Here is a 22,230-nt window from a genome sequence, read left to right on the forward strand (position 1 = left end):
ACAAGAAAACTGGCTGTTTCTCTCAACAACCAGTTTTCAATTTTTAAGCTAATTTTTGACTGTTTTCCTTATGAAAGAAAAGTGAGGCGATAGCCAAAATACCAAAGGCTAGGCCGACATACCAGTAGGGTTGATCTAAGGTCGTTGAACGACCTGATAGATTGACAATTCCTCGAAAGAGCATTCCAGCTGTTAGGACTGCAACTGCCGAATTCCACAAGTTTAAGCTGAGTCGTCCTAGGTTTGGCATGATTTTCAACAATAATGCTAGAACGATGCCCCCTACTAGAGGAACTGCAAAGAGATAGTGCATATGAAGCGAGGTCTCCCCAAAACTAAAGGACTCGTAGATACGGCTAAATGCAAAAAAGAAAATAGTGAGAAGGCTATAGCCAACGAGTGTTTTTTTGAGGCGTTTGTTTTTGATTTTAGTAACCGATGTAGACAATATCACTCACCGCCCTTTCTGATATCTTGCTTCCACCTGTAGTCGGTTTATTGATCACCTGACCGTTAAAGTAGAGAGTTGAGGATCCACCACCATCAAGGTTATAGGCTGTCTTCACTCCGTAAGATTTCATCACTTCTGCCATCTGGTAAAGTGATAAGCCTTTGCTTTCAGAGGTACGACCATCCGAAACGATGATAATGTAGTGATTTTCATCTATAATCCCGATAGCTGTACGAGGATTTGATGACATGGCCTGACCGACTTCTGTATTGGTATCAACAGATATTTCTCCATTCTCAACTAGAGATGGACCAAATGCCAGTAGATTAACGACACCGTCCTGAACCAACTGATCGGCTGAAACTTGGTTCTCGTAGATGATTTTAAAGGAGCCGTCCTTGTAAATGGCAAGGTCGCCATTACTAGCGTCTTCACGGACACTGTCCCGATAGACAACCCCATTACGGATAACATAACCAGAGCTATTGGCTCCATAGTAGTCTCCGTTGACTGCTAAAATAGCATTGTTTTCAGCAGCTGTCACAGAGGTTTTCGCTGTGACATTGGTGCCATAGGAGTTTTGAGCTAGAGCTGTTTTGAGATAATCCGATGAATTGAGGGTTATATCTGCCACATAGACCTGCGTTTCTTCCACAGTCTTTTCAGTTAGGGTGACACTGATATTTCCATCTGAATAGCTGGTATCTGTCACTTGGGCATTTTTTGCTGCCTGACTTGCTGCTGCGGTGTTAGAGGCTGAGCCGGTATTAGATACAGTGGAAATCGTTTCAGCGAGTACAAAGGTCTTCAACATTGAATAGGTAAAGGAGCTTGTCAGGAGCAAGCCCAAGACCGAAGCGTATAGATAGGGTTTCTTTAAAACTTTCATAATGGGCTACAGGTCCTTTCTTTGAAAATAAAGCGAGTTTGAACTGTCCAAGAGAGAATAAAGAGCATGATTCCGACAAGAATCTTCGCAATCAGCAAATTGACTCCAAGACCTGAATTAAAGAGACGAATCAGGATGGTGTCTAAGATAAAGAGACCAACTGCTAATCCAAAATAACCTGTTCCTGTTTTAAAACTGCTCGCCTTGTTCTTAAAGACCAATTTTTTGTTGGTAGAAAAGTTAAAGATGGAGCTAGTCACACGTGCCAAACCATTTGAGAGGAGAACATGAAGACCTGTCGGAATAAAGCTCAAGCATAGAATAGAGAGAGCGTAGACCACATAATCTACGATAAAACTACTAAAAGACGAGAGAGCAAACTTTAAAATATTTTTATAAATCATCAAGCCATCTCGAATAGGTCGGAAGTGAGAAGCCTCATTGTCGTTGATATAGACTGTTTCAATCGGAACTTCTAAGAGTGGGTAGGCTTGACTTGCTTCGAGGAGCATGTTCATCTCGTATTCATACCGTTGTCCTTCTACCTTGAGCATAAAAGGGATCATATCCGTTGAAAAGGCACGTAATCCTGTCTGTGTGTCGGATACAGCGACACCCGTTTGCAGTTTAAACAAGATACGAGTCAAGCTATTTCCAAAGCGACTACGCAAGGGAACCTTGCCAGTAAAGGCACGGACACCAAGGACAAGTGTATTAGGATTTTCATTTGATTTGGTCAAGCTGCGAAATATGTCCCAGATCCTGTGCTGTCCATCTGCGTCTGCTGTAACCACAGTCCCTGGCTTATTGAGAGACTGAATGTGCTCAAAAGCTGTTTTCAGAGCTTGACCTTTTCCTTGATTGACCTGGTGGTGAAGCACCGTCGCAAAATCCTTCGCTCGAGCAAAAATGTCTTGGCATTCTGCCGAACTTCCATCATCAATGACAATGATGTAAAAATCGCTCTTATTGTGAATCTTTTCAATCAATTTGATGAGATTGTAGTCAGGTTCGTAAGCTGGAATAACTAGATAGTTCATATTTACACCTCTTTCTTTGATGATTGGAAAAGTATACAAGTAAATGCTTAAAAATTCCTTATACTTAAATTAAAGTAAAATCAGATTTATTGTTTTTCTCATAAATTCGTTCAATCAAAGAAAGAAAAACTCTGTAAAAGCTATCTTCTACAGAGTTCGATTTGCATCTTTATAAAATGTCAGAAAATGATCTAGTACTTAATCACTGGTATCCATAATTCCATTTGATAGTCTGGTGACGACATGTCTCCTTCAGTATAGACTTCAAAGTCTGGCGCTCCTGAGTGGCGATAGCCTGTTTCAGAGAAAAAGACCTCCAAGACATATTTCCAAGCATTGTGAATGCTAGCTGGTATAGGACCTTTGACTGGTACGATAGCATATTCAGCGGCTGGGACATCTTTGATGGACAGGCCTAGTTCTTCTGCTTTCGCTTTATCCGTCACATCATAAGCAGCCATATAGTTGATGATTTCACCTTCTTTGACATCCGAACAGATGCCGAAGGATTGGCCACTGCCTAGGTTCTCTAGGCTTTCCAAGCTGTGATTGTTATAGAGATCCTCCCAAGCAGACGGGCACTGGCTATTGTCAATAGCTTCCAATAGGACGCCTGCCACGGTAAATGCAGGTTTCTTTTGAATCTTGATATCCATGTTCTTTCCTCCTGTAATCTTTAAGGATAATTGAAGTCTAGGAAAGATCCGATAAGGTTTTCCATTTCGAACTTCTGAGGGAGTTGCCCCATGGAATTTCTTAAAGGCCGCACTAAAAGCATCCGCAGACTCATAGCCATATTTCATTGCTATGTCAATGACTTTCTCAGAACTTTCCCTCAAGTCTATCACAGCTTCTGACAACCTGCGATTGCGCAAGTATTCTGCTAATGTCATATCTGCCAGGATAGAAAATAGCCTGCTAAAGAGAGGGTAAGAATAGCTCGATAACTGCTGAAATCTTTTCATATCCACTTCTCCAGTCAGTTGCTGCTCCAAATAATCCATAGTTTGATTGAATTGATGCATCATATTCTTTTTCACCTCATAAAAGATACTAAGGCCGTTAAAAACAAAGTGAAAATTGGAAAATTGACGGAGGGGCTCCTGCTCCGAGAAAATTTCATCTTTTCACACAGCTTTAGGCCGTGTTCAATTCTATCTATATTCTAACAAATACAAGATACTTCCACCCTAGAATCTTTGTAAAAGATTTAAAGGGGTAAATTCTATAACTTATCTTTTAATTTCTCAACAAAGAGATAGGCTGCGGGACAGGTCAAGGTATTCTTAATTGTCAAATGATTAATTTGATGGATTTTTTTACGATCTGTATGGGGGAATTCACGACAGGCCTTGGGACGAACGTCGTAGATTGAGCAGAGATTATCTCCTCCTAGAAAGGGGCAAGGCATGGATTTGAAAACCTTATCCCCGTCTTCATCTACCTGTAAAAACTCTGCTTCAAAGGCTGGTAATTTCATCTTAAAGTACTTAGCAATACGGGTGATATCTGCTTCTTTAAAGTCGGGCCCCAAAGTCTTGCAACAGTTAGCACAGGCAGTACAATCTATCTCAGCAAAAACTTCTTGGTGAATCTGCTGTGCAATCTTATCTAGATTCTTTGGTGGCTTTTTCTTTAGATTAGCTAACACTTTGCGGTGCTCCTTCTGCTTTTGCAGTGCTAGTTGGTGGTAATACTCAATATCAATCTCTTTAGACATAATTTCTTCCTAATACAAGTGTTTTTGTCTATTATACCATAAACTCTGCCCCTTTTTTATCCCCTTGAACAGAAAAAAGCCCTTCGGAAAAAATCCGAGGGGCTTCAAACCTTGTTCACTGAACTAGATTATTTTTTAAGGTTGTAGAATGATTTCAATCCACGGTATTCAGCTACTTCACCAAGTTGGTCTTCGATACGAAGCAATTGGTTGTATTTAGCGATACGGTCTGTACGTGAAAGTGAACCAGTCTTGATTTGTCCTGCGTTTGTTGCAACTGCGATGTCAGCGATTGTTGAATCTTCAGTTTCACCTGAACGGTGTGATACAACTGCAGTGTAACCAGCTTCTTTCGCCATTTCGATAGCGTCGAATGTTTCAGTAAGAGTACCGATTTGGTTAACTTTGATAAGGATTGAGTTAGCAGCGCCTTCTGCAATACCTTTTTCAAGGTAAGAAGTGTTTGTTACGAAGAAGTCGTCACCAACCAATTGAACTTTGCCGCCAAGACGTTCAGTAAGAGCTTTCCAACCGTCCCAGTCGTTTTCGTCCATACCGTCTTCGATAGTGATGATTGGGTATTTGTTTACCAATTCTTCAAGGTAGTCGATTTGTTCTGCAGCAGTACGTACAGCAGCTCCTTCACCTTCAAATTTAGTGTAGTCGTAAACTTTACGTTCTTTATCGTAGAATTCTGATGAAGCACAGTCAAATCCGATAAATACGTCTTTACCAGGAACATATCCAGCAGCTTCGATAGCAGCAAGGATAGTTTCAACTCCGTCTTCAGTTCCTTCGAAACGAGGAGCGAATCCACCTTCGTCACCTACGGCAGTTTCCAAACCACGTGATTTAAGGATTTTCTTAAGAGCGTGGAAGATTTCAGCACCCCAACGAAGAGCTTCTTTGAATGATGGTGCACCAGCAGGTACGATCATGAATTCTTGGAAAGCGATTGGAGCGTCAGAGTGAGAACCACCGTTGATGATGTTCATCATTGGAGTTGGAAGAACTTTAGTGTTGAATCCACCAAGGTAGCTGTAAAGTGGGATTTCAAGGTAGTCAGCAGCAGCACGAGCTACAGCGATAGACACACCAAGAATTGCGTTTGCACCCAATTTACCTTTGTTAGGAGTACCGTCAAGTGCGATCATAGCACGGTCGATAGCTTGTTGGTCACGTACATCGTAGCCGATGATTGCTTCAGCAATGATGTTGTTTACGTTGTCAACAGCTTTTTGTGTACCAAGACCACCGTAACGAGATTTGTCACCATCGCGAAGTTCAACTGCTTCGTGTTCACCAGTAGAAGCTCCTGATGGAACCATACCACGTCCGAAAGCACCTGATTCAGTATAAACTTCTACTTCAAGTGTTGGGTTACCGCGTGAGTCTAGGACTTCGCGAGCGTAAACATCAGTAATAATTGACATTTTTTACTCTCCTTTGAGTTAAATTTTTTACACCTCTATGATACCTTAAAAATAAGCGTTTTTCAAGAAAAAACGTTATCTTTGTGCAAATTTTCCTTAACTTTATAAAGTAATCGCTTTCTTTTGTCTGTTTTCTTGCGATTTTTGTGATATACTGTTTTTATGACAGATTTATCAAAACAACTATTAGAAAAAGCTCATGGTGGGCCGAAATTAAACCCAGACGAACAACGCCGCTATCTCGGCACTTTCGAGGAAAGAGTTCTTGGCTACGCGGATATCAGTACTGCCAATAGTTCTGAATTAGAACATGGATTTTTCTCTATTTTAGAAAGTTTTCAAGAAAAGGTAGAGATACTTTTTGTGAAAATCTCACCAAGTATCGAGTTTGACAAACAGGTCTTTTACTTAAAACAAGCAAAAGAAAGTAACTGTCAGGCGACTATTGTTTCAGACGATCTTATCACCTCTCCTTTTGGTCTTGTCATTCATACAAATGAACCTGTTCAAGTAGAAGAAAAGGACCTCAGACTTGCATTTTCAAGTCTTTGGGAGGACAAAAAGGCAGAGCCACCTAAAAAATCTATTTGGAAGAAATGGTTTGGTTAATGATTTCTCATATTTAATAAACGACCAATATTAGTAGCTGTGTGCTCCAAATAGAGACTTGCATTTTTCAAACTGTCTTCCAAAGATTCACTTTTCTCTAAAATGGAAAAGGCTGCTTGTATATTTTCGAATGGTAGGAAAGGTAAATCCTCAGAAAGACTACCACAAATAGCGATAACTAGAACTCCTTCAGGAGTTCTTTTTGCTACACCGATAGGAGCTTTTCCAACAAAGCTTTGACTGTCCAGTCTACCTTCTCCAACGATAACCAAGTCGGCCCCTGCAACCTTCTTGTCAAAGTCAATCAAATCTAAGCAAGTGTCAATCCCAGATACGATAGTGGCCTCAGCAAAGGCACAGAGCCCAGCCGCAATCCCACCGCCGGCTCCTGCTCCTTTAAGAGAGAGGGTTGATGGTGAAAATTTTTCATAGAACCGCTGTATAGCCAAATCTACTGTCTCAAACAAAGCAGGATCCAAGCCCTTTTGTTTTCCAAATGTATAGGTCGCTCCTTGAAGACCACATAGAGGGCTCACGACATCTGCTAAAATTCGGATTTTCACATCTTTAGGAATCCTATACAACTTGCTATTGGAAACTGATTCAAACTCAAGCAAAGTCTGACCGCAAGCTGGCAATTCTTTTCCATTCTTATCATAAAAACAATAACCTAAACCAGCAGCAATGCCTATACCACCGTCATTACTAGCCGTACCACCAACTCCGATATAGATTTCTTTCATCCCTTGATCAACGAGATGGCGAATCAACTCTCCGATACCTCTGGTTTGGATGTGGAGAGGGTTTCGTTTCTCCTGCGGAATCTTTCCTAAACCAACCAAGTCAGCAACTTCAAAGAGCGCTATTTGGGCTTTTTGAAAGTAGCGCATGGCTTCTTTTAGGCCAAAAGGTCCTGTCACTTGGAACCATTTTTCTTCTAGTTCAAGAGAATGTCGGATAGCGTCTACAGTTCCTTCCCCGCCATCACCTACAGGGCAAAGCAGACATTCTACATTTGCTATCGATTTTTGGAATCCTCTTTTCATAGCTTGAGCGACCTCTTCTGCCGTCAAACTTTCTTTAAAAGAATCGGGTGCGATTACAATTTTCATAGTTCCCTCTCATTCTAAGAAATCAATCAAAGGTAGAACTTCCAAAAAATCCCTCGTATCTACATGACAAGCTATCTCTGTTTTTACGACCTCTTTGGCACAAAATGCAATACCACGTCCTGCTGACTTTAACATCAAGAGGTCATTGGCACCATCACCGATGGCAATCGTTCTTTCTTTGGGAAGTTTCAGTTCTTTTTTCCATTTCTCAAGAGTATCTTGTTTTACTTGACCTGTCACAATTTCACCAACTAATTTACCTGTTAAAAAGTCGTCTTTGACTTCCAACTGGTTGGCAGAGAAATAGGAGATACCAAGGGATTCTGCTAATATCTCAACTATTGGAGTAAAGCCACCAGACACTAGACCAACTAGAATGCCCTTCTTTTGAAGTACGGAGATAAATTCCTGAGCATTCTTGGACAGATGAATGGATTTGAAGACAGTATCAAAAACCGAGACCGGAATACCTTTTAACAAAGCTACCCTCGCTCGTAAGCTTGTTTCAAAGTCCAGTTCACCTCGCATTGCCTGGCTTGTAATCAGCGATATTTCTTCTTCGCAACCTGCTTCTTTTCCTAAAAGATCAATCACTTCTTCTGCTATCAGGGTGCCGTCAACGTCCATGACACACAAGCCTTTTACTCGAGACATAAACTTTCCTTTCTAAACAGCCCAAAAATCGTATGAAAGAATCATACGATTTTATCTATTAGTTGACTAAACTATGGTACAAGTCCAGGTAAGATTTGCAGGCTGTATCCCATGAGAAATCGCATTCCATAGCTTGTTTTTGTAGATTTCTCCAAACATCCGGCTGGTACTTATAAACATCCAAGGCTGTTTGGAAACCCCAGTTAAGCCAGTAAGGTGTTAAATTGTCAAAGCTAAATCCAGTACCAGTTCCTTCGATTGGATTGAAGGATTGAACCGTATCACGCAATCCACCAACCTCATGAACCAATGGTAGTGTTCCATAACGCATCGCCATCATTTGAGACAAGCCACATGGTTCAAAACGACTTGGCATGAGGAAGAGATCACAAGCTGCGTAGATTTCTTGAGCAAGTCTGACGTCAAAAGTGATATTTGCTGATAGCTTGTCTGGATAGACTTGTGCAAACCAAGAGAAGGAATGTTCAAAAGCCGGGTCACCTGTTCCTAAAAGAACGATTTGAACGTCCTCTTGTAAGAAACGATGCAAGCTTTCTACAACGACATCAAAACCTTTTTGGCGTGTCAAACGAGAGACAATCCCAACTAGAGGAACATCTGCTCGCACAGGTAGACCAACTCTCTCTTGCAATTTTGCTTTATTTTGTGCTTTTCCAGACAAATCTTCTTTATCAAAATGATAGTCTAAAAGAGCATCTGTCTCTGGATTATAGAGATCTGCGTCAATACCATTAACTATACCTGAAACCTTACCTGACTCCATCCGAAGAATCTGGTCCAAACCGCAACCAAACTGACTGGTCATAATCTCATGCGCATAGCTAGGGGAAACGGTTGAGACACGATCCGCGTAGAGAATACCTGCTTTCATCCAGTTAAGGCAATCATTCCAGCGAAGGGTGCCATCAGCATAGCGTTCAAAGCCAACACCGAACAAATCCCATAACATCCCTTCAGAAAATTGACCTTGAAATTCCAAATTATGAATGGTTAAAACTGTTCTGATTCCTTGATATGCCTGAATCCAATGATACTTTTCTTTTAACAAGAAGGGAATCATGGCTGTGTGGTAATCATGAACATGGAGAAGGTCAGGGATAAAGCCAATGCGTTCCATAGCTTCAAGAGCAGCCAGTTGGAAAAAGGCAAAGCGTTCGCCATCATCAAAATCTCCGTATACATGACCACGGAAGAAATAATACTGATTGTCAATGAAGTAAAAGGTAACTCCATTCAAGACCGTTTTCTTAATACCACAATACTGTCTACGCCATCCCACACTCACTTCAAAGTGAAGAACATCTTCTATCTGGTCACCGAACTTGGCTTCTACCATATCATAATAAGGCAAGAAAACTGCAACTTCGTGCCCCGCTTTTACAAGTGATTTGGGAAGTGCGCCAATGACATCGCCCAAACCACCTGTTTTTGAAAAGGGTGCTCCTTCTGCTGCTACAAATAAAATTTTCATGAATAAATGTCCTCTGTTACTGTTTCACCCTTCTTCACTACAACTGGATGTTCTGCTGTGCCTCGAATGACAACACCGTCCGCAACCTCAACTCCTTTGTCTAGAATTGCATATTCAACCTGGGCACCTTGCCCAATCACAACACGAGGGAATAAAATGCTGTCCTTCACCACACTATCTTTGTGAACATAAATATTACGAGATAGGACCGACTGAACTACCTCACCCTCAATGATACTACCAGAAGCAAACTGAGAAGTACTTACTTTTGAAGTATTCGCATAGTAGGTTGGTTCTTCATTCTTAACTTTTGTATAAATCTTTTGATTTGGTGAGAAGAGTGAGTAGAACTTTTTAGATTCAAGCATATCAATATTTGCTTGATAATAGGACTGTACAGAATGAATGTTTGCTAAGTAGCCTGTGTATTCGTAAGCAAAAGCTCCTTCTTTTACAGCTAAATCGCGGAGAACATAGCGCAACTTTTCAGGATATTCTTTCTGAGCCTCTTCTTCAAGTCGTTCAATCAACCAAGGAGTGTCCACAACAAAGATATCTGTAGACATGTTGAAGAGTTCATCTGTAGATTTGTTATCAAAGAGTTTATGCGAACGAACATGGTCTGTTTCATCAATTTCCAAGATAGCATTCACATCTGAAATGTCTTTCTTTGGAAGTTTCTTATATACAACTGTAATCGGACCTTTTGTTGTATTGTGTAGGTGGAAGACTTGATTCAAGTCAATATTCACTAACACATCGCAGTTAATCGAAACGGTTTGGTTTGAACCTGAACGTCTCAAGTAGGTAAGAAGCTGTTGGTAATATTCTTTTCCAACTGTACTGCTTTCAACACGAGTATTGTAAATTCCTAAATAGTAGTGACTTAGAAGTGTTGACAAGCCCCATTCACGACCTGAACGGATATGGTCGAAAACTGAGCTGATATTATCTTGTTGGAAGATACCAAAGATACTGCGAACACCTGCATTTGCAAGGCTGGAAAGGGGGAAGTCAATCAAACGGTATTTCCCACCGAAAGGCAAGCTAGCTACCGGACGGTGTTCTGTTAATGTTGACATATCATGAAAACCAACTGTGTTTCCTAAAATGGCTGAATATTTATCAATCTTCATCTGTTGCTACCCCCACTACTTCATTGTATCCTACTACTTGTACTTCGTCAGTTCCGTCAATTTCTACGCCGTCAGCAATAATGGCACCCTCACCAATGATAGCACGAGTAATCTTTGCGCCATGGCCAATAATAGCTCCGCTCATGATGACAGAATCAACGACCTCAGCACCTTCACGTACTTGTGCTTCTGTTGAAAGAATCGAACGTTTAACAGTTCCATCTACAAAACAGCCATCCACGACCAATGAATCTTCAACGTGAGCATGCGCACCAAAGTAGTTTGGTGGTGAAATCAAGTTTCTAGAGTAAATTTTCCATTGACGATTGCGGCTATCCAAGGCATTTTCTGGCGAAATGTACTCCATATTGGCTTCCCAAAGCGACTCAATCGTACCAACGTCTTTCCAGTAGCCATTAAATTCATAAGCATAGACACTTTCACCAGACTCGAGATAGTTAGGGATAACGTTCTTACCAAAGTCTGACATATCCACATTGCTCTTTTCAGCAGCAACAAGCATATTGCGAAGTCGTTTCCAGTCGAAAATATAGATTCCCATAGAAGCCTTTGTAGACTTAGGTTGCGCAGGTTTTTCTTCGAATTCAACGATACGGTTATTGGCATCTGTATTCATGATACCGAAACGGCTAGCTTCTTTGAGAGGTACGTCTAGGACAGCTACTGTCAAACTGGCATTGTTATCCTTATGGGACTGAAGCATATCATCATAGTCCATCTTGTAGATGTGGTCACCAGAAAGAATCAAAACATACTCAGGATTAACACTGTCGATGTAGTCAATGTTTTGGTAGATAGCGTGACTAGTCCCTTCAAACCAACGGTTTCCTTCGCTGGCTGAATAAGGTTGTAAAATAGAGACACCTGAATTGATACCATCCAATCCCCAGCTAGAACCATTTCCAATATGGTTGTTCAAAGCAAGAGGTTGGTACTGCGTAATCACACCAACATTATGGATTCCAGAGTTTGCACAGTTGGAAAGAGCAAAGTCAATGATACGGTAGCGCCCACCGAATTGCACTGCCGGTTTGGCAATGCTTTGAGTGAGTTTTCCGAGACGTGTTCCTTGCCCACCCGCAAGGATCAAAGCTAGCATTTCATTCTTCATTTTCTACTCCTTTATAAAGTCATATGAACGTTAAAATCGAAAGAAGGTCGGAAGTCAAACTTTTTATAAAAATAATAGGAAATCCATTTCTCTTGTGTTTCAAGTCCAATACAAGTACATCCGTTTTTAAAATCTAAAAAATTAAAATCAACAGCTCATTATTCTTTTTTCTTAGCTGGTTTCAAACGACGCTTGATCTTCCAGATACTTGCTCCCATGGCAGGCAAGGTAAAGGTCAAAGTCTGCTCATAATCTTTCCATAAGCCTTCTTGAGTCTGAACTGTTTGATTGTGCTCTTTCCACACACCTCCCCATTCTTCTAATTCTGTATTCCAAACTTCTTCGTAAATACCTGCAACAGGTAAACCAATCGTAAAGTCCTTACGTTCAACTGGTGCCATGTTAAAGACACAGACTAACATTTCGTCCTTCTTGCCCTTACGAATAAAGGAAAGGACACTCTGATCTCTATTATCAGCATCGATAATCTCGATACCATCATAACTGGTATCAATTTCCCAAAGACAGCGATGGTCTTTATAGAATTGATTGAGTTGTGAAGTGAAATGCTTCATCTTGGCATTCATCGGATCTTCTAGATTAGACCACTCCAACTGCTCCTCAGACTTCCACTCTAGGAATTGCCCGTACTCACTACCCATGAACAAGAGTTTCTTACCTGGATGACAAATTTGATAGGTGTAGAGGTTGCGCAGACCCGCAAACTGATTGTAGCGATCTCCCCACATCTTATGCATCATACTCTTCTTACCATGAACTACCTCATCATGTGAGAAAGGTAAGAGATAGTTTTCATTGAAAACATACATAAAGCTGAAAGTCACCAGATTAAAGTCATACTTGCGATAAATCGGATCTTCCTCGTAGAAACGGAGAATGTCGTTCATCCAGCCCATATTCCATTTATAGTCAAAGCCAAGGCCACCCATTTCTTTCATACCAGTAATCTTTGTCGCTGATGAACTTTCTTCTGCAATCATCATGATGTCTGGATGAGCTAACTTAATCACTGTGTTTAACCGTTGAAGGAAATAATAACCCTCGTAGTTAAGGTTTCCACCATCTTTGTTTGGAGTCCAAGGAGCATTATCATAATCTAGATACAGCATATTGCTCACTGCATCGACCCGAATACCATCTAAGTGGTAAAAATCAATCCAGAATTTAATACTTGAAATCAGGAAAGACTGGACCTCATTTTTCCCGAGGTCAAAATTCAGTGCACCCCAACCGTAGTTATGAGCCTTGTTGTGATCTTGGTATTCAAAAGTTGGTGTACCGTCATAATATGCCAATGCATCATCATTAATAGTGAAATGACCTGGAACCCAGTCGACGATAACACCGATATTATTTATATGACACTCTTCAACGAAATCTTGGAATTCCTCAGGTGTACCATAGGAATGTTCAAAAGCAAAGTAACCCATAAGCTGATAGCCCCAGCTCAATCCAAGTGGGTGAGCCATTAAAGGCATGAACTCAATATGTGTATAGTTCATCTCAACCAAGTATGGAATCAACTCGTCTTTTAGTTGTGAAAACGTATAGGGGCTACCATCTGGATTCCTCTTCCAAGATCCTGCATGGGCTTCATATATATTAACTGGTCTCTCGAAAAATCCCAGACGTTTGCGACGTGCTAGCCAAAGTCCATCTTTCCATTTCTTTTCACGGATATTGGTCAAAACAGCTCCTGTACCCGGTCTAGCTTCAAAATAAACTGCCAAAGGATCAATCTTCATAATCTGGTGACCATTTGCACGCGTGATATGATATTTATAAATCTGACCTTCCTGAGCTTGACTCGTAAAGACTTCCCAAACACCTGCTTCATTACGAACCATGGGAATCTGATTCTCAACCCAATCGGTAAAATCACCAACTAGATGAACTGCTTGTGCATTTGGGGCCCAAACCCTAAAGGTATAGCCTATTTCTCCGTTTTTCTCCTCTCTATGCGCTCCTAAATAATGCTGGAGGTGAAAGTTCTCACCTGTAGTAAAGGTTCTTAATGCTTCTTGATTATTCATTCAATCCCCTTTCTTTTGTAAGCGTTTTCTATAATTCTATTATACACTCTTTTAAGATAACTTTCAAGTAATTTACGAAGGAAATCATATTTTTTTATGAAAGCCTTCAAAAAATTACCTAGCATTTTAAAAAAGATATCCAGAAAATAGAACACGAAACAATTTCCATATATTTTTTTATTATAATACCAGAATATTCGTTTTTTATCAATTTTTTACTGTATTATTTTGAAAAAAATAAAATCAGGAAGTTATTTTCCTGATTTTATAAATTATCTCACATCAAAAACAATGGATTTGACATTTGTCATCGCTTCGATACTATATTTAATTCCTTGCACTCCTGCACCAGAACCTTTTACACCAAGGAATGGGAAATTATCTGGTCCACGTTGTGTTTTATTATTAATATGAACGGTACCAACTTCAAGTTTCTCAGCAATTTCAAATGCCTTCTTAAAGTCATTTGTAAAGACTGAAGATTGAAGACCGAATTCTGATTCATTAGCAATTTCAAGTGCTTCATTGGCATCTGCAACTCGAATAATTGGGAGAACAGGTCCAAATGGTTCTTCCCAGGCTAATTTCATATCTCTTGTGACATAATCAAAAAGTCCTGGCCAAATGAGATTATTCTCACGTTTGATTGGGCTGAGCGCCTTAGCTCCTTTTTCCTGAGCATCTTCAATCAATCCCCAGATGAAATCAGCTGAAGCATTATCAATAACAGGTGTGATATCTGCATTGTCAAATGGATCCCCCACTGTTAGCTTAGCAACTTCAGCTTGGAGTAATTCAGCCAATCTGTCTGCTACGCTTTCCACAACCAAAACACGTTTGATAGCAGTACAACGCTGACCAGAGTAGCTAAAAGCACCACCTACGATCTGCTTAGCTGCATTTTCTAAATCGGCATCTTCTAAGACAATTGCAGCGTCTTTCCCACCAAGCTCCAGCATAATTGGGCGCATACCAGCTAAACGACCGATACGCTCACCAATCGGTGTTGAACCCGTAAAGTTAATGAAATTCACTTCCTTGTGTTCGATGATGTAGTCTCCGATTTCAGAACCACGTCCAGTGATGGTGTTAAAGACACCTGCTGGGATTCCTGCTTCGTCAAATGCTTTAGCTAGCAAGAGGCCAGAAATAGATCCTTGTGTTGGTGGTTTGAACATAACGACATTTCCTGCAATCAAAGCCGGAGCAATCTTAGATCCAGAAAGGTTGACTGGATAATTAAATGGTGCAATAGCTAAGACGACACCAACTGGCTCACGACGAACAACGGCTAGTTTATTTTTACTTGCAGCTTCAAAACCGCCACCCTCCATTGCTTGTCCAGTGATACGGAGACCTTCCTCGGCAGCAAAACGAATCAATTCTGCTGTACGTACTACTTCTCCAATGGCTGCTTTAATCCCTTTTGCAACCTCCTTAGCAAGAATTGTACCAATTTTTTCTTTATCTCGTTCCAAAATGTCTGCTGTCTTATGCAAATAAGCTGCACGCTCAACTGGTGCTAAATCACGCCATGCTGGGAGAGATGCACGCGCTGCTTTCATAGCCTCATCTACTTCAGCCTGACTCATAGCTGGTACTGTCCCCAACTTTTCTTGATTAATGGGAGAATAGATGGCAATTTCATTCTCTGATGATTTCCATTTTCCATTCACTAAATTCTGATAATTTGTCAAATTCTCTTCCTCCTGAAAATGATTAAACCTTATTTTATCAAATTTTCAGAAAATTACAACCCCTTTTTGGAAAATATTGATATTTTTTTCACAAACTTGATTCTTCAAATTATTTGAAATTTATTCCTATTAGATATTGGTTTTTCAATAAAAATCAAAAAAGGTCTAGATTTAACTAAACCTTTTTACAACATTTACTACGAAAGAACCTTCAAGACTGCAACGCTGATATCATCAATCACATTAGACTCTTTAGAACGACTATTGGACACAAGCATTTCAAGATTTCCTGCATTTTCAAAGTAGAAAGAAGTTCCCTTGGCATTGAATACCACCAATAAGTGCTCTGTTCCACCGTGAATTTCGTAAACAATCCATCCACTATTTTCAGCAGCTGTATGGACGAAAACATGACGATAAACTTCTTCGTATGTAGGATAAGAGAAAGCACGCCTTTGTGTTTTTAGGCGAATAATCTGGCGAATAAAGTCAATGCTCTCTTGTCTCTCATTGATTAAATCCCAGTTGACCTGGTTGACACTATCTGGAGCATTGTAACTATTCATGGCCCGTTCTCTATCTGCTGGAGTCAGCTCACCATTTTCTCCTGTAGCAAGGAGCTTGGTGCGACCAAATTCTTGCCCCAGCTCTATAAAGGACATCCCTTGCATAAGAATGCTCATCGCTGTTGCTGTCTCGACCTGACGCATAATCTTATCTGAACTGTGATCTGGGTGAAGGGTTGCTAACAAATCATGCAAGTTGTAATTATCATGGGCTTCCACATAGTTAAGAACTTGGTTTGGACTAAGATATGACCCCAACTCTCGGCTACCAAGAATAGCTTTGGCTACAATCGGTTCTGTAGCTGCACCGCTAACAAATCCTGCCTTGATTGAGCCGTAAACTTCTCCTCCTTTGATGGCATCACGCTGATCGTCGTTGAAGAATCCAATATTTGGCATCTGGTAGGCATTATCCTTCTTGGCCTTATCATAAGGTGCAAGACCTGTTCCCATATCCCAGCCTTCTCCATAGGTGATAATACGGGGATCAACTTCATCAAGTACCCAACGAATTGCCTGCATGGTTTTAACATCGTGAATTCCCATCAAGTCGAAACGGAAACCGTCAATATTGTATTCTTTCACCCAATAAAGGAGTGAGTCAATCATATACTTGCGGTACATTTCGTGTTCGCTTGAGGTTTCATTTCCTACACCTGTTCCGTTTTGGAAGGTTCCATCTGGATTCATACGATAGTAATAATCGGGAACAGTTGTTTGGAAAGGTGCATCAACCGTTGAGAAGGTATGGTTGTAAACGACATCCATAATGACGCCGATTCCCGCATCATGATAAGCCTGAATCATGGTCTTGAGGTCTCGAATAACCTGTCCAGGATCATCTAGATTGCTAGAGAAACTTGGTTCTGGTGCATTGTAGTTTTGAGGGTCATAACCCCAGTTATAGGTTACATTCCCGTCCTCGTCATATTCCTTATGGCGATCAAAGATTGGTTGGAGTTGAACATAATTACAGCCGAGTTCTTTGATATAATCAAAGGCTGTTGCTTGACCATACTGGTTAACCGTTCCAGTCTGGGCAGCTCCAAGGAAGGTCCCTCGAAGATTTTCTGGAACTCCAGATGTCGGTGATTTTGTAAAATCACGAATATGCATTTCACAGATAACGGCTTTACATGGATTTTCCAAACGCCAAAGGGCGTCTGTCCCATGTTTGACTTTAAATCCTTCCACCTGTCTATCTTGCTGAGAGAGGATGACAGAACGTTTCCCATCAGGACTTGTAGCGATAGTGTATGGGTCTCGTATCAAGGTCTGGTGGTGCGGAAACTCAATCTGATACTGATAGGCTTTACCTGCAAGATTTTCATCCAGGTCTACACTCCAAACACCAATGGTATTGTACTTATGGCTATATGAATAGCTATTCCCACGCTCTAGATTGTAGGTTTTCCAAATCGGAGCATCGTTGCTGGTATTTTCATAGACAACCACCTGTACAGCTGTAGCTGTAGGAGCCCAGAGTTTAAAGCTTGTCTGGTAGTCGGAGATACTATAACCCAACTCTCCTTGGTATCCCCAATGGTGATCAAAACTTTCACTGTGAAAGGCTTTATCAAAAGCAAACGGGTTTCGATCTTTATAGCAAGGACTTGCAATGGCTGGATTTTCAGAATAATAAACCGTCTCGTCGCCCTCTAAAATCCAAACTTCTGTCAAAAGAGGATAGTAGTTATAACGTACAGTATATTCCTTTACCTTCCCATCAACCTCAGCTGAGAATTTTAGGTTTTCTAACTTTTCTTGACTTGTGACTGTGAAAGAGAACTTTGCTCCAAAAAAGTCATTCTCATAATACAATTTTTCAACATTGTCCGCCTGTTTTCTACTAAATGAACAAGCAGTATAATCCCCATTTTTTCGATGAAAATGGATGACTACTGGGTATCTATACATTTCTTTTCCTAATTTCTAATTTCAATTTAATTTTTTTATGTGGTGCTGATAGATTCAGCGATTGAATCTCTGACTGACAATAGACTCAATCTATGTAAAAATACTTCAGGAGAGGTAGTTTCTGACTATCTAAGACCTAGCTGGCTGCTAGTCTTTACAAACTTTCCAACCAAGCTTCATCTCGAACTTCGATACCAAGTTCTTGCGCTTTTTGGAGCTTGCTTCCTGCATCCGCTCCTGCTACGACAAGATTCGTTTTCTTAGATACACTGCCTGTTACCTTAGCTCCCAGACTTTCGAGTTTGCTTTTTGCTTCTGAGCGCGTGAGACGTTCCAATTTTCCTGTCAGAACTACTGTCAAACCTGACAAGGCTGCATCTGCTACTACAGTCTGACCTTTGTAGGCCAGATTGACCCCTGCCTCTTTCAACTCATCTAAAAGAATCTTAGATCCTTCGGTAGCAAAATAGGTCTGAAGACTTTGGGCAATCACCCCACCCAAGCTCTCGATACTTGCTACTTCCTCTGGGTCTGCTTGGGCTAGATTTTCAATAGAGTGGAAATGTTGGAGCAAGAGTTGGCTAGCCTTGCTTCCGACATGGCGAATTCCCAGACCAAACAAGAGCTTTTCAGCAGAGTTTTCCTTGGATGCTTGAATGGCCTGATACAGTTTAGAAGCAGACTTTTCCTTGACACCTTCTAAAAGGAGGAAATCATCTTCTTTCAAACGGTAAATATCTGCCACATCTTTGACTAAATTGGCAGCAAAAAGCTTTTCAACGATAGATGGACCAAGTCCTGTAATATTCATAGCGTCTCGAGAAGCAAAGTGAATCAAACCTTCCATGATTTGGGCAGGACAGCGAGGATTGATACAACGAAGAGCCACTTCATCTTCAAAATGAAGTAACTGACTGTCACAGCTCGGACAGTTAGTCGGAATATCTAGTTTTTCTTCAGAAACACGCTTGGACTCTACCACACGCAAAACAGCAGGGATGATATCTCCAGCCTTATAAACGATTACCGTATCATCTTTGCGGATATCTTTTTCAGCAATATAATCTACATTGTGCAGTGTTGCACGGCTAACAGTTGTCCCAGCAAGCTGAACAGGTGTTAGATTGGCAGTCGGAGTCACAACACCCGTACGACCTACTGTCCAGTCAACTGAAAGGAGCTGGGCTTCTTTTTCTTCAGCGGGAAATTTATAGGCTACTGCCCACTTAGGTGCTTTAACGGTAAAACCGAGTTCTTCTTGACCTGCAAGGTCATTGACCTTGATGACCACCCCATCGATATCGTAAGGCAGTTTCTCTCGTTCTTGTCCTACTTCTTGGATGAAATCCCATATCTCATCTATGCTTTTAGCCAGAATTCGCTTCGGATTAACTACAAAACCAAGCTGTTCAAGATGCTTCAAGACTTTTTCTTGACTATCACGAGTAGAAGGGCTGGCTTCTTGATAGAGGAAAGTGGCAAGATTACGCTTGGCCACTACTGCTGTATCCAGCTGACGTAAGGTGCCTGCTGCCGCGTTACGAGGATTAGCAAATTCAGGCTCTCCATTTTCTTGGCGAGCTTGGTTGACCTGGTCAAATGAAGCGCGTGGCATATAACACTCTCCACGAACAGTGATATCAAGTTCTTCTGGCAAGGTCAAAGGAATGTCCTTGACACGCTTGAGGTTCTCTGTGATATTTTCACCAACAGAACCATCCCCACGTGTCGCACCGACTACCAAAATTCCCTTTTCATACGTAAGCGAGATAGACAAACCATCGATTTTCAATTCACAAATATAGGTCGGTTGGGGTAATTCCTTTCGAACACGCGCATCAAAAGCTTCTAACTCTTCACGTGAAAAAGCATCCTGCAAACTATAAAGAGGATACTGATGACTGTATTTTTCAAAACCATCTAAAACCTTACCACCAACACGATGGGTCGGACTGTCCGCTAAAACTTGATCTGGATAGGTAGCTTCCAATTCGACCAACTCTCGGTAGAGGCGATCATACTCGCTATCTGAAACCGAGGGATTGTCACTCGTATAGTACTCGGTCGCATAGCGGTTAAGTAAGGCAACTAACTCATTCATTCTTTCATTCATAATCCCATTTTACCACAAAGCAAGCCCTCCTCACAATAGAGAAGGACTGAAAAATGGTTTGTAGTGTAATATTTTCTAAAAAAGAGAAATTATAACTCTTTTTTAAAATGACTTCGCACATAAACGAGGGAGAAACAAGACAGGACAATAACCCCGCTTCCAATTATCATAAAAGAAGAGAGATGGACACTTGGTAGCACCGTCATAAAGCCTTTTGCAATCGGCATAAATAGGATGGCTAAGGTAAAAATGGTGCTTAGTACTCTTCCCAAGTATTCCCCCTCAACCTTGGTTTGAACCTGAGTAAAAAAGTGAATATTAAAAATCGTCATAAACAGTTCACAAACCAAATTTCCAGAAAAGGAGAGAAAAGTTGGCAGTGGTAATCCCATCATAAAAACTCCAACTCCAGTTAAAGCCAATAGAATCAAAAGATTATAAACACTTGCCTTTATTTTACTAGCTAGAAGAGCTCCAATAATCGAACCAATAGCGCCCATAGTCAAAATACTAGCATAAGCTCCTTCTACCCCGTATAGCCGATTTGAAAAAGGGAGGAGAAATTCAAAAGCTGCAAAAAAGAAATTAACACTGGAAGCCACTAACAAAAGGAAAAAGATCTCTTGCTGACACCAGATATAGGCAAGTCCTTCCTTCATATCAGAAAAAATATTTTTCCAGCTGAAAGTCTTTTTCTCTTGTAACTGATTCTCTTTTTGGGGGAGAAAAGCTACTAATGTAAATGCGATGAAAAAACTAATGGCATCTAAAACGAGCGTCATATGGAGACTGGCAAATTGTAAAACGATGAAAGAAAGTACAGGGGAGCTAACGCCTACAACCTGCAAAACGAGCTCTAAGCGTGCATTATAGGTCACAATCTCGTCTTTCTCTACAACCTCAGTTATAATGGCTTTATTAGCTGTACGAGAAAATGCAAAGGCAACCGCTTGAACAATATTGGCAAAAATCAAGGCAGCAATCATCAAGCTATCATTTCTGATGAAAGAAATAGCTAAACAGAGAATACCACAAACCAGGTCTGTCGTCATCAAAATTTTGCGACGCGAAAAGCGGTCTGAAATCACTCCGCCAAAGGGATTGACCAGAATCGATGTAACTAACTCGGAAATTTGATAAATCCCAAGAACAGTCTGTCCTATCGTTCCCATTGATGCCAACCAAACACTGTTTCCATAATCATAGAGCATATTTCCTATCTTATTAATCGCACCACGACTAATCAACTGGATTGCATGTCGATTCATATAAAAAGCTCCTCTCAAATTTTGAAACTATTGTATCAAAACTGAAAGGAGTCTCTTTATTTTTCCCTTATTTGGGAAATTTAAGGATTTACAAATTTTTCATAATGTTCCTGATAGTAAGCCACTTGCTCTGGAAGTCCAAGCACAGCAAAAATATGCATGGCTTCCTGCATCTGACTACAACCTTCTGCTTTCAAGTCTCTCTGGTAGAGGGCGAAACCCTTGAGATAATGGAAGATATTGCGCTCATAAAGCTTGATACCATTTCCAATCAACTTCTCCACATAGCCCTCAAAATAGTCCGCATCCGTAAAGGAACGGTTTTCCAAACAATGCTGGTAACAGTTAAGAGCTAAAATCAAAACAAGTTTTCGATGGCGACCAATTTCTTTATAGTATTCTTCTCGCTCCATGACTTCTCTGCCAATCCGAGTCACATAGTCCACATTGTAAAAAGTATAGAGATTCCCGAAAAGAATCAACTCATACATGGTCCATTCTTCTGTTTGGAAAAGATAATCCGCCACCTTATCCAGATCACTCTGTTCCATACTGTAACGAGCAACTCTTTGACAAATCAGGCCTTGTAGCAGAATCCAATTCAGCTCAAAATAGAGGGGATTGGTCGAACTCTTTGCTTTTTCAAGCTGTTCCTTTTGAAGCTTTTGAAAACCTGCAATATCATTTGAGTAGTAAAGCGGAATAATATGTGCCATCAAGGCAACATGTTCATGATTTTGAAAATCCCTAGCCTTGTCCATGAAATTCTCAATAGTCACATGAATATTGTCCAAAATCTCAAAGAACCGAGAAACTGCTAGATCAGACTCCCCAAGCTCGAAGCGAGATAACTGAGAGGTTGAACATGATTCACCTGCCGCCTCTTTTAAGGAGTACTTCCCACTTGTTCGAAATTCACGAAATACCTTTCCAAGATGTTCCATTTC

Annotated in this window: 18 protein-coding genes; 1 reads left to right on the plus strand and 17 read right to left on the minus strand. The window is 40.7% G+C overall.

The annotated features are described in order from the left end of the window. Nucleotides 1-43: 43 nt before the first annotated feature. The 6 genes from HMPREF1115_RS0102060 to eno form a co-directional block, all read right to left on the minus strand. The gene (locus HMPREF1115_RS0102060; RefSeq protein ID WP_029746074.1) at nucleotides 44-454 is read right to left on the minus strand and encodes a hypothetical protein; all 411 of its coding nucleotides are present in this window, start codon (nucleotides 452-454) and stop codon (nucleotides 44-46) included. Beyond that, entirely contained in the window at nucleotides 429-1,340 is a 912-nt protein-coding gene (locus HMPREF1115_RS04955; RefSeq protein WP_000866186.1) for a phosphodiester glycosidase family protein, read from the minus strand. The genes HMPREF1115_RS0102060 and HMPREF1115_RS04955 overlap by 26 nt, the downstream gene beginning before the upstream one ends. Continuing rightward, the gene (locus HMPREF1115_RS04960; protein WP_001108588.1) at nucleotides 1,337-2,380 is read right to left on the minus strand and encodes a bifunctional glycosyltransferase family 2/GtrA family protein; all 1,044 of its coding nucleotides are present in this window, start codon (nucleotides 2,378-2,380) and stop codon (nucleotides 1,337-1,339) included. The genes HMPREF1115_RS04955 and HMPREF1115_RS04960 overlap by 4 nt, the downstream gene beginning before the upstream one ends. Nucleotides 2,381-2,571: 191 nt before the next feature. Further along, nucleotides 2,572-3,408, minus strand: coding sequence for an AraC family transcriptional regulator (locus tag HMPREF1115_RS04965; RefSeq protein WP_000972221.1), 837 nt, complete (start codon nucleotides 3,406-3,408; stop codon nucleotides 2,572-2,574). 197 nt (nucleotides 3,409-3,605) lie between these two features. Beyond that, nucleotides 3,606-4,100, minus strand: a complete 495-nt coding sequence (locus HMPREF1115_RS04970) for a YkgJ family cysteine cluster protein (RefSeq protein ID WP_000031476.1) — start codon at nucleotides 4,098-4,100, stop codon at nucleotides 3,606-3,608. A 128-nt stretch (nucleotides 4,101-4,228) separates the two neighbouring features. Continuing rightward, nucleotides 4,229-5,533 (minus strand): surface-displayed alpha-enolase, encoded by a 1,305-nt coding sequence (eno, locus tag HMPREF1115_RS04975; protein ID WP_000022821.1) that lies wholly within the window; start codon nucleotides 5,531-5,533, stop codon nucleotides 4,229-4,231. 162 nt (nucleotides 5,534-5,695) lie between these two features. On the opposite strand from eno, the gene HMPREF1115_RS04980 reads away from it, so the two are divergent. Continuing rightward, complete coding sequence (locus tag HMPREF1115_RS04980; protein ID WP_000131101.1) at nucleotides 5,696-6,142, plus strand: DUF1694 domain-containing protein; 447 nt, start codon at nucleotides 5,696-5,698, stop codon at nucleotides 6,140-6,142. Here the strand turns inward: HMPREF1115_RS04980 and HMPREF1115_RS04985 are convergent. From HMPREF1115_RS04985 to HMPREF1115_RS05035, 11 genes are all read right to left on the minus strand, one after another. After that, a complete protein-coding gene (locus HMPREF1115_RS04985) occupies nucleotides 6,139-7,254 on the minus strand; it encodes a glycerate kinase (RefSeq protein WP_000706407.1) in 1,116 nt (371 codons plus the stop codon). The genes HMPREF1115_RS04980 and HMPREF1115_RS04985 overlap by 4 nt on opposite strands. A gap of 9 nt (nucleotides 7,255-7,263) precedes the next feature. After that, a complete protein-coding gene (gene serB, locus HMPREF1115_RS04990) occupies nucleotides 7,264-7,908 on the minus strand; it encodes a phosphoserine phosphatase SerB (protein ID WP_000091995.1) in 645 nt (214 codons plus the stop codon). A gap of 58 nt (nucleotides 7,909-7,966) precedes the next feature. Then, complete coding sequence (gene glgA / locus HMPREF1115_RS04995; protein WP_000697275.1) at nucleotides 7,967-9,400, minus strand: glycogen synthase GlgA; 1,434 nt, start codon at nucleotides 9,398-9,400, stop codon at nucleotides 7,967-7,969. Next, nucleotides 9,397-10,536 (minus strand): glucose-1-phosphate adenylyltransferase subunit GlgD, encoded by a 1,140-nt coding sequence (glgD, locus tag HMPREF1115_RS05000; protein ID WP_000687052.1) that lies wholly within the window; start codon nucleotides 10,534-10,536, stop codon nucleotides 9,397-9,399. Before glgD ends, glgA begins: the two co-directional genes overlap by 4 nt. Continuing rightward, entirely contained in the window at nucleotides 10,526-11,668 is a 1,143-nt protein-coding gene (locus tag HMPREF1115_RS05005; RefSeq protein ID WP_000787250.1) for a glucose-1-phosphate adenylyltransferase, read from the minus strand. Before HMPREF1115_RS05005 ends, glgD begins: the two co-directional genes overlap by 11 nt. Before the next feature lie 158 nt (nucleotides 11,669-11,826). Next, nucleotides 11,827-13,722 carry a 1,4-alpha-glucan branching protein GlgB gene (gene glgB, locus HMPREF1115_RS05010; protein WP_001064529.1) on the minus strand — a complete coding sequence of 632 codons (1,896 nt, stop codon included), beginning with the start codon at nucleotides 13,720-13,722 and terminating at the stop codon, nucleotides 11,827-11,829. A gap of 272 nt (nucleotides 13,723-13,994) precedes the next feature. Continuing rightward, nucleotides 13,995-15,419, minus strand: a complete 1,425-nt coding sequence (locus tag HMPREF1115_RS05015; protein ID WP_000186348.1) for an NADP-dependent glyceraldehyde-3-phosphate dehydrogenase — start codon at nucleotides 15,417-15,419, stop codon at nucleotides 13,995-13,997. A 197-nt stretch (nucleotides 15,420-15,616) separates the two neighbouring features. After that, the gene (gene pulA / locus HMPREF1115_RS05020) at nucleotides 15,617-17,902 is read right to left on the minus strand and encodes a type I pullulanase (RefSeq protein WP_000286539.1); all 2,286 of its coding nucleotides are present in this window, start codon (nucleotides 17,900-17,902) and stop codon (nucleotides 15,617-15,619) included. A 154-nt stretch (nucleotides 17,903-18,056) separates the two neighbouring features. After that, the gene (gene ligA / locus HMPREF1115_RS05025; RefSeq protein WP_001005760.1) at nucleotides 18,057-20,015 is read right to left on the minus strand and encodes an NAD-dependent DNA ligase LigA; all 1,959 of its coding nucleotides are present in this window, start codon (nucleotides 20,013-20,015) and stop codon (nucleotides 18,057-18,059) included. A gap of 89 nt (nucleotides 20,016-20,104) precedes the next feature. Then, a complete protein-coding gene (locus HMPREF1115_RS05030) occupies nucleotides 20,105-21,283 on the minus strand; it encodes an MFS transporter (protein WP_001079358.1) in 1,179 nt (392 codons plus the stop codon). Between the two features lie 80 nt (nucleotides 21,284-21,363). Then, nucleotides 21,364-22,227: an Rgg family transcriptional regulator gene (locus HMPREF1115_RS05035; RefSeq protein WP_000400524.1), complete on the minus strand. Its 864-nt coding sequence runs from the start codon at nucleotides 22,225-22,227 to the stop codon at nucleotides 21,364-21,366. Between the last annotated feature and the right edge of the window lie 3 nt (nucleotides 22,228-22,230).

It is taken from the genome of Streptococcus oralis SK610 (assembly GCF_000257455.1).
In the GTDB taxonomy this organism is placed as follows: domain Bacteria; phylum Bacillota; class Bacilli; order Lactobacillales; family Streptococcaceae; genus Streptococcus; species Streptococcus oralis_CB.

What these genes read in the sequence shown, in the direction of transcription:
- HMPREF1115_RS04955 (WP_000866186.1), bottom strand. Translation starts at nt 1,340, where the DNA reads ATGAAAGTTTTAAAGAAACCCTATCTATACGCTTCGGTCTTGGGCTTG.
- HMPREF1115_RS04960 (WP_001108588.1), bottom strand. Translation starts at nt 2,380, where the DNA reads ATGAACTATCTAGTTATTCCAGCTTACGAACCTGACTACAATCTCATC.
- HMPREF1115_RS04965 (WP_000972221.1), bottom strand. Translation starts at nt 3,408, where the DNA reads ATGATGCATCAATTCAATCAAACTATGGATTATTTGGAGCAGCAACTG.
- HMPREF1115_RS04970 (WP_000031476.1), bottom strand. Translation starts at nt 4,100, where the DNA reads ATGTCTAAAGAGATTGATATTGAGTATTACCACCAACTAGCACTGCAA.
- eno (WP_000022821.1), bottom strand. Translation starts at nt 5,533, where the DNA reads ATGTCAATTATTACTGATGTTTACGCTCGCGAAGTCCTAGACTCACGC.
- HMPREF1115_RS04980 (WP_000131101.1), top strand. Translation starts at nt 5,696, where the DNA reads ATGACAGATTTATCAAAACAACTATTAGAAAAAGCTCATGGTGGGCCG.
- HMPREF1115_RS04985 (WP_000706407.1), bottom strand. Translation starts at nt 7,254, where the DNA reads ATGAAAATTGTAATCGCACCCGATTCTTTTAAAGAAAGTTTGACGGCA.
- serB (WP_000091995.1), bottom strand. Translation starts at nt 7,908, where the DNA reads ATGTCTCGAGTAAAAGGCTTGTGTGTCATGGACGTTGACGGCACCCTG.
- glgA (WP_000697275.1), bottom strand. Translation starts at nt 9,400, where the DNA reads ATGAAAATTTTATTTGTAGCAGCAGAAGGAGCACCCTTTTCAAAAACA.
- glgD (WP_000687052.1), bottom strand. Translation starts at nt 10,536, where the DNA reads ATGAAGATTGATAAATATTCAGCCATTTTAGGAAACACAGTTGGTTTT.
- HMPREF1115_RS05005 (WP_000787250.1), bottom strand. Translation starts at nt 11,668, where the DNA reads ATGAAGAATGAAATGCTAGCTTTGATCCTTGCGGGTGGGCAAGGAACA.
- glgB (WP_001064529.1), bottom strand. Translation starts at nt 13,722, where the DNA reads ATGAATAATCAAGAAGCATTAAGAACCTTTACTACAGGTGAGAACTTT.
- pulA (WP_000286539.1), bottom strand. Translation starts at nt 17,902, where the DNA reads ATGTATAGATACCCAGTAGTCATCCATTTTCATCGAAAAAATGGGGAT.
- ligA (WP_001005760.1), bottom strand. Translation starts at nt 20,015, where the DNA reads ATGAATGAAAGAATGAATGAGTTAGTTGCCTTACTTAACCGCTATGCG.
- HMPREF1115_RS05030 (WP_001079358.1), bottom strand. Translation starts at nt 21,283, where the DNA reads ATGAATCGACATGCAATCCAGTTGATTAGTCGTGGTGCGATTAATAAG.
- HMPREF1115_RS05035 (WP_000400524.1), bottom strand. Translation starts at nt 22,227, where the DNA reads ATGGAACATCTTGGAAAGGTATTTCGTGAATTTCGAACAAGTGGGAAG.